The organism is Nocardia veterana NBRC 100344, assembly GCF_000308855.1.
In the GTDB taxonomy this organism is placed as follows: Bacteria; Actinomycetota; Actinomycetes; order Mycobacteriales; family Mycobacteriaceae; genus Nocardia; species Nocardia veterana.
Genome location: NZ_BAGM01000207.1, coordinates 59,760 through 73,162, shown reverse-complemented (window position 1 = coordinate 73,162; position 13,403 = coordinate 59,760). Strand labels below are relative to the sequence as shown.

The window sequence follows — 13,403 nt, the reverse complement described above, 5'->3', positions numbered from 1 at the left end:
AGTTTCGCGGCCACGGTGTCGGCGCTGCTGGCGGTATCCGGCGTCCTGACGATGGACCCGTCGGTGTGGCGGCGACTGGACCGCTCGAGCGCCTTGGTGATCGACGGCAGCGTTCTGTACGCGCCCGGGCGTCTGGTGCTCGCGGCCGAAACCGGCGCGGCCGACGACGGCGATGCCGGCGGCTCCGCCACGGGAGACGGTGAGCGGGCGTCGTCGCCCTGGACCACGGCCGGAGTGTGGAACGCGGCCCAGCGCCTGCTGTGGTCGGAGCCGGACCGGCCACGGCCCGGCCCGGCGGACAGCGACCGGCTCCGGCTGCGGCCGGACCCGGCCCGCAACCCCGCCGACACCGTTCCCGGATGGTACGAACTGTGCGACGGGTCGAGCACCGTGGGCCGGGTCCTCGTCGGACGTGAGCTGGATCCGCGGGCGCGGACCCTGCTGCTCACCGCCCGCGCCTCGGGCCTGAAGGTGGTCGTGCGCGGGCAGCGCGATGCCTTCGAATTGCGTTCGCTGGCAGACGAATTCGTCACCACCGACAGCCCGGGAACCGAGCTGGTGCGGCGGCTGCAATCCGACGGCCACGTGGTGGGCGTGCTGGCCTGCGATGCCGCCGATGAGCTCACCTGCGCCGATATCGCCATCGGGATGAGCCGGATCAGTGCCTTCGATGTGCAGGCGATGCCGTGGGCCGCCGATGTCATCTGCGGCGACCTCGATCAGGTGATGCGCGTGCTGGCCACGGTCGCACCCGCCCGCCAGGTCAGCGAGCGCGGCCGGGTCATCGCCCTGTCGGCATGCTCGCTCGCCGGACTGCTGCTGGCCGCCGGCCGGGCCCGCGACGCGTGGCCGGTGACCGCGGCACAGGCCAGCGGACTGATCCAGGGCACATGGGCGGGGCTGCGGGCCGCCCGCGGCCGGCTGCCCGAATCCGGCGCGCCGCTGATCCCGTGGCACAGTCTCGAACCCGACGAAGTATTGACCCGGCTGCCGGAACCCCAACGGGGGCAACCCGAAACCGCGCGGGCGTGGACCGCGCCGCTGACCCGGCTGCCGTCCCGGCTGGCCCCGGTCACCGGCTTCGTGACCAATGTGCGCCGAGAACTGGCCGATCCGCTCACCCCCATTCTCGGCGTCGGCGCCGCGGCCTCGGCGGTCCTCGGCTCCCCCGGCGATGCCGCCCTGGTGGCCGGCGTGGTGGCGGTGAACGCGGTGGTCTCGGCGCTGCAACGGCAGCGGGCCGAGAACGCGCTGCGCGAGCTGATCGCGCACGAGCGGATTACCGGGCGCCGCGTCGATCGCGCCGCCCTCGACCACGATCCCGAGCCGCCGAGCGAACCGGTGCCCAGCGCGGCGCTGGCGGTCGGCGACGTGATCGCGCTACGGACCGGCGATGTGGTTCCGGCGGATGCGCGACTGCTGCGCGCCGAAGACCTCGAGGTCGACGAATCGGCACTGACCGGCGAATCGGTGACGGTCCCCAAGGACAGTGCCGCCACCCCCGGTGCGAGCCTCAATCACCGTCGCTGCATGGTGTACGAGGGCAGCACGATCGTCAACGGGGCGGCCGTGGCGGTCGTGGTCGCGGTGGGGTGCGACACCGAGACCAACCGGGCCGCCGCCGTCGCGGTGCCCCCACGACTGGGCGGGGTGCAGGCGCAACTGCGTGAGCTCAGCGATCAGGCGCTGCCGTTGACGCTGGGCGGTGGGTCGCTGGTGACGGCGCTGGGCTGGTTCCGCGGGCAGCGGATCCGTGCCGCCATCGCCGACGGGGTGGCCGTCGCGACCGCCGCTGTGCCGGAAGGACTTCCGCTCGTCGCGACGGTCGCCCAGCTGGCCGTGGCCCGGCGCCTGTCCCGCTACGGTCTGCTGGTGCGGGCCAGCCGGACGGTGGAGGCCCTGGGCCGGGTGAACACCATCTGCTTCGACAAGACCGGCACCCTCACCTTCGGCCGCCTGCGCCTGACGACCCTCGCCGATCTCGATCACCAGTGGTCGCCCGAGGACGACGATCCCCGCGCGCGCCGGTTGCTCCGCGCCGCCGCCCACGCCTGCCCCGATCCCACCGACGGGCCCATCGTCCACGCCACCGACCAGGCCGTACTCGACGCCGCCGAACGGCTCGAGCCCGACGATCGCTGGGACACGGTCGAGGAGTTGCCGTTCGAATCCAATCGCGGGTACGCCGCGACGCTGGGGCAGACCCGCAGGCACTGGCGTCTGATCGTGAAGGGGGCCCCGGAGATCGTGCTCGCCCGGTGCACCGCGATCCGCACCCGGCAGGCCGACGGCTCCGATCGCGACGAACCCATATCCGACGACCAGCGCCGCAAGGCCGAGCGCATGATCCACCGGATGGCCGAGCGCGGCCTGCGGGTGCTGGTCGTCGCACGGCGTGATCTGCCCGCGGCGCCCGGCGATGTGGTGAGTGCGGTCGAGAAGCTCACCCTGCTCGGCTTCATCGGACTCGCCGACACCGCTCGCCCGCAGGCGCGACCGCTCGTAGGAGCGTTGCGGCGCAACGGAATCGGCGTCCGCATGATCACCGGGGACCATCCGGTCACCGCCGCCGCGATCGCCGCCGACCTGGGCATCGACGCCGATCCGGTGGTGACCGGCAGCGATCTGGCCGACCTCGACGATGCCGCGCAGTCGGAGCTCATCGCGCGCAGCAGTGTCTTCGCCCGGGTCAGTCCGCAGCAGAAGGTCCGGATCGTCACCAGCCTGCAGCGGCGTGGCGACGTCGTCGCGATGGCCGGCGACGGCGGCAACGACGCCGCCGCCATCCGCACCGCCGACGTCGGCATCGGCCTCACCGCGCAGGGATCGACCGCGGCCCGCAACGCCGCGGACCTGGTCCTCACCGACCCCGATCCGCTGATCCTGCTGCACGCCCTGATCGAGGGGCGCGGCATGTGGCGCCGGGTCAGCGACGCGGTCGGCATCCTCGTCGGCGGTAACGCCGGGGAGGTCGCGTTCACCGTGCTCGGTACCGCGCTGGCCGGCCGAGCGCCGTTGGGCACCAGGCAATTCCTGCTGGTCAACATGCTCACCGATATGTTCCCGGCGATGGCGGTGGCGCTGTCGACCGAACGGTCCGACGACGAGGAGCCCGACGATCATCAGGCGCGGGCCGATCTGCTCGCCGATCAACTGGCCGCGCGGCCCCGCACCGATATCGCGGCGGAGCTGCGGCGCACCATCGTCATCCGCGGTTCCACCACGGCGGCGGCCTCGACCGTCGCGTGGTCGATCGCGCGTTGGACCGGAACGCAGCGGCGTGCGGCCACCGTCGCCCTGGTCGCCCTGGTCGGCACCCAGCTCGGGCAGACGGTGCTGGCCGCGCGGCACAGCCCGCAGGTGTGGCTCACCGCCGCCGGCAGTGCGGTGTTCCTGGGCACCGTCGTGATGACGCCCGGGCTGTCGACCTATTTCGGCTGCCGGCCGCTGGGCCCGGTGGGCTGGTCGATCGCCCTCGGGTCGGCGGCCACCGCGACCGCGGTCGGCGCGCTCCTGCCCGCCCCCGGGCGGACCGAGCCCGAACCGCCGGATCCCGCGGCCCAGCCGGATCTCGTCGCACCGCCGGCTCTCACCGCACCGCCGAACCGCGACCCCGCCGTCCTCGAGCGGGCGTGAACCATGCGCGCCCTCACGGTCGTCCCCGGTAAGAAGAATTCGCTGGCCGTCACCACCGTCGACGATCCCGAACCGGGCGCCGGCGAACTGCTCGTCACCGGTCTGGCGGTCGGGGTCTGCGGCACCGACCACGAGATCGCCGACGGTGAATATGGTTGGGCCCCACCGGGTTCCGATCGCCTGGTGATCGGACACGAATCGCTCGGACGGGTGCGTTCCGCCCCGCCGGACAGCGGATTCGGCCCCGGCGATCTGGTGGTCGGCGTGGTGCGCCGGCCGGATCCGGTGCCGTGCGGGGCCTGTGCGCACGGCCAGTTCGACATGTGCCGCAACGGCCGCTACACCGAGCGCGGCATCAAGGAACTCCACGGTTATGCCGGCGAGCTGTGGACGGTCCCGGCGGAGTACGCGATCCGGCTGGATCCGGAACTGGCCGAGGTCGGCATGCTGCTGGAGCCCACCACCGTGGTCGCCAAGGCATGGCAGCAGGTGGAGCGGGTCGGCGCGCGGGCCTGGTTCGAACCCCACCGCGTACTGATCACCGGAGCCGGGCCGATCGGACTGCTGGCCGCCCTCCTCGGGGTCCAGCGCGGTCTCGACGTCCACGTCCTCGACCGCGTGGCGACCGGGCGGAAGCCGGAGCTCGTCGCCGAGCTCGGCGCCACCTATCACCACGGACGCATCGACGACGCCGTGGCCGCGGCCCGGCCCGACATCATCATCGAGGCCACCGGCGTCGCCTCGGTGGTTTTCGACGCCATCGCCCTCGCCGACAACTACGGCATCGTCTGCCTCACCGGAGTGTCGTCGAGCCACCAGCTCAGCCTCGACGCGGGCAGTCTCAATCGCGACATCGTGCTGGAGAACACCGCGATCGTGGGATCGGTCAACGCCAACCTCGACCACTACGCGGCCGCGGCGCGGGATCTGGCGAAGGCCGACGTGACATGGCTGCGCCGGTTGATTTCGCGGCGAGTTCCGTTGGCGCGGTTCGAGGATGCGTTCACCCGCCGCCCCGACGACGTCAAGGTCGTGATCGATCTCGACGATCGGGCCCGGTGAACCGGCCGCCGAGGCGGGAGCCGCGATTTCCGGCTCGGATTCCGGGTACGCGGATGAGGACCTGTCGGATATCGGCGAAGGAGGGTCGCGATGACGTCGTTGCGGGCCCGCGCGGTGATCGCGCGGATGCGGTACCTGCGGCGCAAACGGTTCTATGCCGACCCCGCCGTCATGCGCGCCGCCCTGGCCGAGCATCAGTCGCCGAAGCGATCGCAGCCGCCGCGGCACATGATCGACCGGTTCGACGTCCTGCGGCGAACCGTCGACGGCCACCCCTGCTACACCATCGCTCCGCGCGGCGGCCCGACCTCACCGCGCCACATCGTCCATCTGCACGGCGGCGGCTTCGTGGAAGCCCCGGAACCGCACCATTGGCGCTTCGCCGCGCGGATGGTCCGCCGGCTCGGCTGCACCTACACGATGCCGATGTATCCGCTGGCGCCCGACCACGACCACCGCACCATCGTGGCGATGGTCGAGCGGGCCTACACGCGGGCCACCGATGCGGTCGCACCGCCGGATCGCATCGTCTTCGGCGACTCCGCAGGCGGCACGCTCGCCCTGACACTGGCCCGGCAGCTGCGCGGCGAGGGCCGGCCCCAACCGGCCGCGCTCGCCCTGTTCTCACCGTGGATCGATCTCGCGACCGACGATCCGCTGTCGCCGGCACTCGACGACCGGGACCCGGAACTCGGTGTCGCCGGCCTGCGGCAGGCGGGGCGGTGGTACGCGGGCGAGCGAGCTCTCGACGACCCGCGCATCAGCCCCGCCTTCGCCGACCTCCACGGATCGCCGCCGATCATCGTCTTCATCGGTCACCGCGATCTGCTGCTGCCCGACGCCCGCCGGATCGCGGAACTCGGCGCGGCCGCCGAGGTACCGGTCGAGCTGCACGAGTACCCGGGTATGCCGCACAACTGGATCATGAAGAACATTCCCGAAGCGCGGCGCGCCACCGACGAACTCGTGGAGTTCCTCGACCGCGTGGCGACTCCCGTGACCGCCGGAGCCGGCTCACCGGACGTGCGCCGGCGCCTCCCCTGATCGTCCCGGCCGGCGTTTGAGCAATCCCGCCGGTGGTATGCGCCACGCAGTTGCCCACCCGGCGAACCCATTCGCGCAGGCCGTCGCATCCCGGAGGTGCCCATGTCCGAACGCTTCGACGATCACAGCCTGCCCGCCGACCCCGCGCGCGACGACGTCTCGCCCAGCGATACGCCGGTGACCAACCGCAAGAGCCCGATCCTGCTGCTGGTGACGATCGTGCTGCTGGTGGCCGTGATCATCGTCGTCTTCGTCACCCTCGGCTGACCGGGGCCGCGACTCACCTGCCCGACGCGGCGAACAGCAGTCCGCCGATCATCGCCATGTTCTTGTGGAACTGCACCTGCTGTGCCTTTCGCGCCGCCGGATCGTCGAGGGTCCAGAACGCATGTCCGGCAAGGGTTGTCGGAATCATCGAGCCCACCAACGCCAGCGCCGACAGCCGCCGGAACCGGCCCAACGCCAGCAGCGCCCCGCCGGCGACCTGCACCGCCGCGTTGGCCTGCACCAGCACGGTGTCGTCGGCGGGCAGGGGAACGACCTTGCGGACCGCGGCCAGGGTGGGCGCGGCGATCTCCGGACGTGCGCCCGGTTCGCGCAGCGCGTCGGCTCCCAGCACGACATAGGTCGAACCCATCAGCACGCGCGCGGCCAGCCGGATCGGGTCAAAGCTCATCTCAGCTCCGTTTCGGTCGAGGAAGCGCCCGGAACCCGGCCGACGACATGCTCGGGCCGATCGGCGCCGTCGGCCACACCCTAACGCGCGCCGCCGGGATCACGGCGGTTCTCGCCCATCGCGGGACGCGCCGGAAGGGTCCGAGACGTACCGCATAGCCGGGCGGGAACCGCCATCGGTACCGTGAAGGTCGAGGAGGTGCAGGCGATGGACGGCAGGGTGGTGCAGGCCAGACAGGAACGCCGGCGCGTGATCATGGCCGCGGCGGCGGGATTGTTCGCCGCCTGCGGGTACCGGGCGGCGAGTATGGAGGAGATCGCCTGCCGGGCCGGGATCAGCAAACCGGTGTTGTACAAATCGTTTTCGAGCAAGCTCGAGCTGTATCTGGCGGTGCTGCACGAGGCGATACAGGTGTTGGACGACACGCTCACCGCCGCCCTCGACCGTGCCGACGGACTGCGCTCGATCGTCGCCGCGTCGGTGGCCGCCGTCTTCGACTTCGCCGACACCCATGCCCGCAGTGCCGCCCTGCTGGCCGGAGCCGCGGTCGCCGACGAGCCGTCCGCGCAGCGCCTGGCCCACCAGGCAGCGACGATCTGCACCGACGCGCTCTCCCGGGCACTGGCTCCCTACCCGTTCCCCCGGCCCGAACAGGGCTGGCTGATCACGGCCGAACTCGTCGCGATCGCCCAGTCCTGTGCGCGCGACTGGGTGGCGACCGGTAAACCGCTCCCCAAACACGAGGCCGTCGCCACCACCGCCAGCCTGTGCTGGACCGGCCTCGCCGGGGTGCAGCTGGCGCCGAAACCGGCGAACCTGCCCGCCGACCGCCTGCCGGTATCCGACACCCCGGCCTAGTCCGCCGTCGGGTCGAGCCCGCGCATCGATCGGACGGTCGCAGCCGACTCCACCGCGGCCGGTTCGGTCACCTGCTGGGCAGCGCGAAACGTTCAGCGAATTGCGACATCTCGTCGTGTTGCTGTTCGGGATCGGTGCCCGCGAAACCGACGACGAGCCGGTTCACCCCGTGCCCGGCGAGGTCCTGCACCCGTTCCACGGAGATATCGGCCGCTCCCCAGCGGGTGTATTCGATTGCGGCGCCGTCGCGTCCGGCCTCGATCGCGCTCGTCCGCGCCAGCTCGATCTGCCGATCGCGTTCGGATTCGGTCAGCATCCCCCCGGCGAAGTAGCCGTTGCCGCGCCGGCCCGCCCGACGGGCCGCGCCCGTGCTGGAGCCCCCGATATGGATCGGCAGTTCGGTCGCCTCGTACGGTTTCGGGTAGCTACAGAGATTCTCGAACGCGAAGAATTCGCCGCGATGACCGACGCCGTCCGGGCCGCCGGCCCACAGCAGGCGCAGCACATCGATCGCTTCGTCTGCTCGGCGCCCGCGCGTGGCGAAATCCACGCCCAGGGCGCGGGCCTCTCCCGGCAAGGCGCCGAGACCGACGGTGAGCAGCCGCATCCGGCCCCGGGAGAGCACATCCACGGTGGCCAGCCGTTTGGCCAGATCCACCGGATGCCGGTACGGCAACAGCAATACGCCGGTGCCGAGCAGGATGCGCCGGGTCGTCGCGGCGACGAAGGCCAGGCAGTCGAGTGGATCGAAATACGGCAGGGTCGGGGGCAGTTCGCCCGCCCCGTAGTCGGCGCCCGGATAGAGCGCGATGTGGTCTTGCACGTACAGCGCCTCGAATCCGCACTTCTCCGCGTGCTGGGCGAACGCCACGAGGCGATCGGGATCGGTGCCGTTGAAGGCCGTGCTGTAGCTTGCCGCGAACCGCATGGACGAGATTCCTTCGCTCCGAATGGGAAACAGGCAGTCTCAGAGGGAGAATTCGCACTTCGGCGCGGGCGCGTCGGTGGCATCGAGGCGCGCGTGCAGCCGCCGGCGTACGGCCGCGAGCCGGTCGATCGCCGCGTCGACCTCGATCAGCTTGCGCCGCAACGACTCCACCGACTCCGGGCATTCGTCGGCGGACCGGTGACCGGAACGCACACAGGTGACGAAGGGGCGGACATCGGCCAGATCGAAACCCAGTTCCAGCAGCGCCCGGATCTTGCGTACGATCTCGAGCTCCTGCTCGTCGTACACCCGATAGCCGTTGGCCGAGCGCCGTGGCCGCACGAGCCCGTGTTGCTCGTAATAGCGCACCGCCCGCGCACTCGTACCGGCCCGGTCGGCCAGTTCCCCGATCAGCACCGTGAACTCCTCTCCGAGCTGCACCGCACACGCTAAACCTTGTCGTCGATGTCAAGGCAAGCCGCGTTGCCCGGAGTGCGTCAGCGCAGCGGTTCCCCCCAGGTCGTGCTCTCCCGCAGCGCGGCCTTGAGGAGTTTGCCGCCCGCGTTGCGGGGCAGCGGCCCGTCGACCACGGTCACATACTGCGGCACCTTGAAGTCGGCCAACCGCTCCCGGCAGTACTCGATCAGTGCCGGGATCTCGATGCGGCCGTCGGCGACGACGACCGCGCCGACCTTCTCCCCCATCACCGCGTCCGGGACGGCGAGGACCGCGGCGTCGGCGACACCCGGTGCGGCGAGCAGCACCGCCTCGACCTCGACGCTCGACACGTTCTCACCGCCGCGGTTGATGATGTCCTTGATGCGGTCGACGATGTACACCCGGCCGTCCTCGTCGACCCGCACCACGTCCCCGGTGTGCAGCCAGCCGTCGACGATCGTTGCGGCGTCGGCATCGGGCCGGTTCCAGTAGCCGCCGGTCACATTCGCGCCGCGCACCACCAGCTCACCGACTCCGGGCTCGTCGCCGAGCGGGGCGATGCCGAGCTGGACCGAAGGCACCGCGTAGCCGACCGAATCGGCGTGTTCGACGGCGTCGGCGTGCGGTAGCACGGTCATCAGCGATGCGGTCTCGGTCATCCCGTAACCGTTGAAGACCTGCGCCTGTGGAAAAGCCTGCTGCAACGCCAGCACCAGCGCCGGAGCGATCGGCGCGCCCCCGTAGCCCACCCAGCGCACGGTGGTGGTGTCCGCGCCGGCGAAACCGGGATGCCGGATCATCAGCGCGTACACGGCGGGCACGGTGACCAGGAACGAAATCCGCTCGGCCGCCAGCGCATCGATCGCGTCGGGCACGCTCAGGGTGGGCATGATCACCGCGGTTCCGCCGAGGTGGGCCGCGGCCAGCAGCTGGGAATTGCATCCGGTGACGTGGAACAGCGGCACCGAGATCAGCGTCCGCAGCTGCGCGCCCATGTCCCGGGGCAGCCCCGCACACCGCGCCATGTTCTCGGCATTGGTCACGAACGCCTCGTGCGTGGTGGGCACGCCCTTGGGACGGCCCGTGGTGCCCGAGGTATAGAACAGCGCGGCGATATCGTCGCGCGAAAGATCCTGCGCCACATGCGGTTCGCCCTCCGGCAGCGGCACGTCCGGAGCGAGGTCGAGGCGCACACCGGCATCCGCCAGCACGAAGTCGACCTCCGGTCGAGCCGACCGGGTGTTGACCGCGACGACGATACCGCCCGCCATCACCGTGCCCCAGAAGGCGAGCACCCAGTCGAGACCTGCCGGATAACGCACCGCGACCCGGTCGCCGCGCTCCACACCGGCCTCGCGCAGGCCGCCGGCGACCCGGGCGGCTCGGTCCCACAACTGCCGGTAGGTGAGCCGGCCCGCGCCGAGTTCGACGACGGCCTCACTGTCGGGGCGCATCCGGACCTGGGCCCGCAGCAGGTCGAGCAGGGTGGCCGGAATATCGGCGTAGTGCGCGATGCCGTCGCGCTCGCGAACTCCCGTTGTCGCGAAGGGATTGGCATGGCGCGAGATCTCGATCACCGCGGGCCGGGTCGTCATCGATGCTTCTCCTCGATCGGATGGTGCCGCAAACTGCCCGGCCTGCAAGGGTTCCGGCCGGACGCGGAGCCGAAGCTCAGGCTTCGAAGTAGCGGCGCGGGTTGCCGACGAGCATGGTGTCGATCTGTTCGTCGCTGACACCGCGGGCCCGCAAGGCCGGTAGCACGTCGTCACTGATGTGGGTGAAGTTCCAGTTCGGCACCGCCGCGGCCTTGCCCTCTTCGGAGAACCAGTCGATGAAGCAGGCCGCGTCGTGCGCCAGCACCATCTTCTCGGCATAACCGCGTTCGACCAGTCGCACGACGGTGTCGACCCGCTGCTCGAACGGCAGCAGCACGTCCAGACCGAATCGGTCCATGCCCAGATAGGAGCCGGCGTCGGCGAGGGCGCACAGATAGTCGAGGTCGGTACTGTCGCCGGAATGCCCGATCACGACCTTGCTCAGGTCGACGCCCTCCTCCGCGAGCACCTTCTGCGCGATCAGTCCGGACTGGTTGTGCACATTGGTGTGCACCGTGATCGGCGCGCCGGTCTCCACGTGGGCCTGCCCGACGGCGCGCATCACCCGCTCCACGCCGGGTGTCAATCCCTGTTCCTCGATCGCGCATTTCAGGAACGCGGCCTTCACGCCGGTGCCCGCGATGCCCTCGCGAATATCCTTGACGAACAACTCGACCAGCGGCTCGGCGACGTCGAACAGCAAGCCGGGGCCGGTGTAGTGGAACTGGAACGGCACCTCGTTGTAGGTGTAAAGGCCGGTCGCCACAACGATATTGATGTCGACCTGCTCGTTGATCCGCTGAATCCGCGGAATGTAGCGGCCGAGCCCGATCACCGTCGGATCGACGATGGTGTCGATCCCGCGCGCCGCGCACTCCCGCAATTTGGCGACGGCGTCCGCGACCCGGGCGTCCTCGTCCCAGTGGTTCGGGTAATCGGGATAGTTCCGACGCAGCTCCTCGCCGAGCACGAAGACGTGCTCATGCATCAGCACCTTCCCCAACGCTGCAGTTTCGACGGGGCCGCGGACGGTTTCAACGGTAGACATCGAATTCCTCGGGCTAGCGGCGATGAGCCGGACGACTATGACGACGGCGGGAAAAATGTGATCCACACCATTCGATGTGAGACACTGCGCAAGTGTGTCTCAGCGCGTGGAATTCGTCAACCACTCTGCGGCCCCACCCCGACGCCGAGTCGGCGCCGGGCGGCGCGATATGAGGAGATGGACCCCATGAGCGCGACTCCCGAGGGCCGCCGCGCCGTCGACGCGGCGACCAAGCTGTACCTGGCGGGCGAACAACTGGACATGTCGGTGCTCGCGCGCGAACTCGGCATCGGGCGCGCCACGCTGTACCGGCACGTCGGAAATCGGGACGATCTCATCGCCACGGTGCTGGCTGAGGCCACCGAACGCACCTACCGCAAGGTTTTCACCACCGCCACGGGATCCGGAAAGAGCTTGGTCCTCGACACCCTCGAGCGGGTCATGAACGCGGTCGCCGAGTCGGAACCGTTGCGTATCCTGACAACTCGTGAGCCGGCGCTGTTCATCCGGCTCGCGCTGCTTCCCGGCCGGATCGAATCGACCTCGGCGCGCATGGTCGCCGAACTGCTCGACAGCGAACAACGCCAGGGCAATCTCACCCTGCCCCTGGCGGCCGATGTACTGGCCGAAGCCATCGTGCGAATCTGCGACGCACACCTCTACGCGCCCCTCCTGGGCGGCGACCGCCCGCGCATCGACACCGCCCTCGCCGTCGTCGCCCTCCTCCTCGACGAACACCGGTCGTGATCCGGCGCGCGGCCTGCCGGACCACAGCGGCACTGCTACGCTGCGCCACGCCTCCCGGACCACGCCATCGGGCCGCCGCCGCGGATCGGCGCGATGCGGGTCGGCAGGGCGGCCGGACGCCTCCGCCAGTACCACCGCCTCGCAGCTGATCGAGGTGAATTTCGCTGTCCCGCAGCCGAACTCGGACTCATCCTGCCGCCGCCATCGCCCGCCACGCCTTTCTGGCGCGGGAGCGGGCTCGCGGGGCGGCGTATTCGATCCGCCGACGCGCCTCGGAGGCGCTGATCCGCAGGAGATCACTCGAGAGCTCCGCGGTGTCCCGGTAGCCGGTGTCGGCGGCGAGGCCGCGGCGCTCGGCCTCGGCGACGGCCGCGACCATGGCCGCACCCAATCGACGCCGGCGGCGTTCGGTTTCGACGAGGGTGCGCAGCAAGTCGACATCGGCCAGTTCCGACCATCCCCGCGCCGGAGCATTCGGTGCCAATGCAGTCGAATGTGTGTTCACGGAAGGCAGCTTACCGCAGACTCGCACATTTGTTCGATCATTGACGCGTCCAGCGCGTCGAACTTTCTCGGCAGGGGTACTGCCCGGCCGTCACCGTCATCTCGACCTCACGCGGTGCTGACGCGCTGGCGTGCCCGACCCTCGCAGTCGTCGAGCCGAGCGGGCCTACATCGGTCGCGACCAGCGAGACCACGTTCCGAGGCATCGGGTGGGGCCGTTGTCTTGACGGCCGCCCAAGATAAGGTTGGGGTCAACGCCGGATGATGAGTCAGGACTGGAGATGCCTCGGAACAGACGGCCACGTGACCGAGAAGAGAAGCGTGCGGAAATTGTGGCCGCTGCCCGGCGATTGTTCGTCGAGGATGGCTACGACGCGGCATCGATGACGCGGATCGCCCGCGACGCCGGAGTGGTGTCGAACACGCTGTATTGGTACTTCCAGGACAAGGACGCGGTATTGATCGCGGTCCTGGACGCGGTCCTGGCCGACTCGATGGCCGCCTACAGTGAAGTGCTCGACTCGGGTCTGGCTGATCGGCTGTTGTGGCTGGTCGAGGAATTGGAGCAACTGGGCCGGCTGGTGAGCACGGTGCACACGCGCGCGGAGGAGTCGGCGTCCATCAAGGAATGGCACGAGCAGTTCCACGCGCTGGCCGAGGGATTGTTCCGGGCCGAGCTGCTCGACCTCGGCGTGCCCGCTGACGACGTGGATCCGCTGGTCGCGATCGGCGTTTTCGTTGTCGAAGGCTTGCTGACGCATCCGACGGAACAGACGCAGCGGCGCGCGGTGCTCGAGACGTTGCTGAACAGCGCTCGCGGTCTTGCCGCAGCCGCCGGCTGAGCGCCTGGTCTCCGCACCGACCGGC

Annotated in this window: 13 protein-coding genes; 7 read left to right on the top strand and 6 right to left on the bottom strand. The window is 70.3% G+C overall.

What is annotated here, in order from left to right:
• The 4 genes from ON37_RS29455 to ON37_RS33380 all read left to right on the top strand — a co-directional run.
• The coding region (locus ON37_RS29455) for a cation-translocating P-type ATPase (protein ID WP_157171701.1) at nucleotides 1–3,636 on the top strand (3,636 nt) is incomplete at its 5' end.
• Between the two features lie 3 nt (nucleotides 3,637–3,639).
• Nucleotides 3,640–4,698 carry a glucose 1-dehydrogenase gene (locus tag ON37_RS29450; RefSeq protein ID WP_040724131.1) on the top strand — a complete coding sequence of 353 codons (1,059 nt, stop codon included), beginning with the start codon at nucleotides 3,640–3,642 and terminating at the stop codon, nucleotides 4,696–4,698.
• Between the two features lie 90 nt (nucleotides 4,699–4,788).
• Nucleotides 4,789–5,742, top strand: coding sequence for an alpha/beta hydrolase (locus ON37_RS29445; protein WP_040724130.1), 954 nt, complete (start codon nucleotides 4,789–4,791; stop codon nucleotides 5,740–5,742).
• 102 nt (nucleotides 5,743–5,844) lie between these two features.
• Nucleotides 5,845–6,009 carry a hypothetical protein gene (locus ON37_RS33380; RefSeq protein ID WP_157171700.1) on the top strand — a complete coding sequence of 55 codons (165 nt, stop codon included), beginning with the start codon at nucleotides 5,845–5,847 and terminating at the stop codon, nucleotides 6,007–6,009.
• Nucleotides 6,010–6,022: 13 nt separating this feature from the next.
• Here ON37_RS33380 and ON37_RS29440 read toward each other — a convergent pair whose 3' ends face one another.
• Nucleotides 6,023–6,418 (bottom strand): DoxX family protein, encoded by a 396-nt coding sequence (locus tag ON37_RS29440; RefSeq protein WP_040724129.1) that lies wholly within the window; start codon nucleotides 6,416–6,418, stop codon nucleotides 6,023–6,025.
• A gap of 207 nt (nucleotides 6,419–6,625) precedes the next feature.
• Between ON37_RS29440 and ON37_RS29435 the strand changes: the two genes are divergently transcribed.
• Entirely contained in the window at nucleotides 6,626–7,276 is a 651-nt protein-coding gene (locus tag ON37_RS29435; RefSeq protein WP_169332997.1) for a TetR/AcrR family transcriptional regulator, read from the top strand.
• 67 nt (nucleotides 7,277–7,343) lie between these two features.
• Here the strand turns inward: ON37_RS29435 and ON37_RS29430 are convergent, their stop codons facing one another.
• From ON37_RS29430 to ON37_RS29415, 4 genes are all read right to left on the bottom strand, one after another.
• Entirely contained in the window at nucleotides 7,344–8,204 is an 861-nt protein-coding gene (locus tag ON37_RS29430; protein ID WP_040724127.1) for a TIGR03619 family F420-dependent LLM class oxidoreductase, read from the bottom strand.
• Nucleotides 8,205–8,243: 39 nt separating this feature from the next.
• Nucleotides 8,244–8,645, bottom strand: a complete 402-nt coding sequence (locus ON37_RS29425) for a MerR family transcriptional regulator (RefSeq protein ID WP_245553566.1) — start codon at nucleotides 8,643–8,645, stop codon at nucleotides 8,244–8,246.
• Between the two features lie 56 nt (nucleotides 8,646–8,701).
• Nucleotides 8,702–10,219 carry a class I adenylate-forming enzyme family protein gene (locus tag ON37_RS29420; protein ID WP_040724160.1) on the bottom strand — a complete coding sequence of 506 codons (1,518 nt, stop codon included), beginning with the start codon at nucleotides 10,217–10,219 and terminating at the stop codon, nucleotides 8,702–8,704.
• 94 nt (nucleotides 10,220–10,313) lie between these two features.
• A complete protein-coding gene (locus tag ON37_RS29415; protein WP_040724124.1) occupies nucleotides 10,314–11,285 on the bottom strand; it encodes a phosphotriesterase family protein in 972 nt (323 codons plus the stop codon).
• 186 nt (nucleotides 11,286–11,471) lie between these two features.
• Here ON37_RS29415 and ON37_RS29410 point away from each other — a divergent pair, with 186 nt between their 5' ends.
• Nucleotides 11,472–12,032 (top strand): QsdR family transcriptional regulator, encoded by a 561-nt coding sequence (locus tag ON37_RS29410; protein WP_040724123.1) that lies wholly within the window; start codon nucleotides 11,472–11,474, stop codon nucleotides 12,030–12,032.
• Between the two features lie 187 nt (nucleotides 12,033–12,219).
• Here the strand turns inward: ON37_RS29410 and ON37_RS29405 are convergent, their stop codons facing one another.
• Nucleotides 12,220–12,537 (bottom strand): DUF222 domain-containing protein, encoded by a 318-nt coding sequence (locus ON37_RS29405; RefSeq protein ID WP_245553565.1) that lies wholly within the window; start codon nucleotides 12,535–12,537, stop codon nucleotides 12,220–12,222.
• Nucleotides 12,538–12,817: 280 nt separating this feature from the next.
• On the opposite strand from ON37_RS29405, the gene ON37_RS29400 reads away from it, so the two are divergent.
• Nucleotides 12,818–13,378 carry a TetR/AcrR family transcriptional regulator gene (locus tag ON37_RS29400; RefSeq protein ID WP_040724120.1) on the top strand — a complete coding sequence of 187 codons (561 nt, stop codon included), beginning with the start codon at nucleotides 12,818–12,820 and terminating at the stop codon, nucleotides 13,376–13,378.
• Nucleotides 13,379–13,403: the final 25 nt, after the last annotated feature.

Excerpts from the sequence above, each read along its gene's own strand:
- ON37_RS29450 (WP_040724131.1), top strand. The coding sequence starts at position 3,640 with ATGCGCGCCCTCACGGTCGTCCCCGGTAAGAAGAATTCGCTGGCCGTC.
- ON37_RS29445 (WP_040724130.1), top strand. The coding sequence starts at position 4,789 with ATGACGTCGTTGCGGGCCCGCGCGGTGATCGCGCGGATGCGGTACCTG.
- ON37_RS33380 (WP_157171700.1), top strand. The coding sequence starts at position 5,845 with ATGTCCGAACGCTTCGACGATCACAGCCTGCCCGCCGACCCCGCGCGC.
- ON37_RS29440 (WP_040724129.1), bottom strand. The coding sequence starts at position 6,418 with ATGAGCTTTGACCCGATCCGGCTGGCCGCGCGCGTGCTGATGGGTTCG.
- ON37_RS29435 (WP_169332997.1), top strand. The coding sequence starts at position 6,626 with ATGGACGGCAGGGTGGTGCAGGCCAGACAGGAACGCCGGCGCGTGATC.
- ON37_RS29430 (WP_040724127.1), bottom strand. The coding sequence starts at position 8,204 with ATGCGGTTCGCGGCAAGCTACAGCACGGCCTTCAACGGCACCGATCCC.
- ON37_RS29415 (WP_040724124.1), bottom strand. The coding sequence starts at position 11,285 with ATGTCTACCGTTGAAACCGTCCGCGGCCCCGTCGAAACTGCAGCGTTG.
- ON37_RS29410 (WP_040724123.1), top strand. The coding sequence starts at position 11,472 with ATGAGCGCGACTCCCGAGGGCCGCCGCGCCGTCGACGCGGCGACCAAG.
- ON37_RS29400 (WP_040724120.1), top strand. The coding sequence starts at position 12,818 with ATGCCTCGGAACAGACGGCCACGTGACCGAGAAGAGAAGCGTGCGGAA.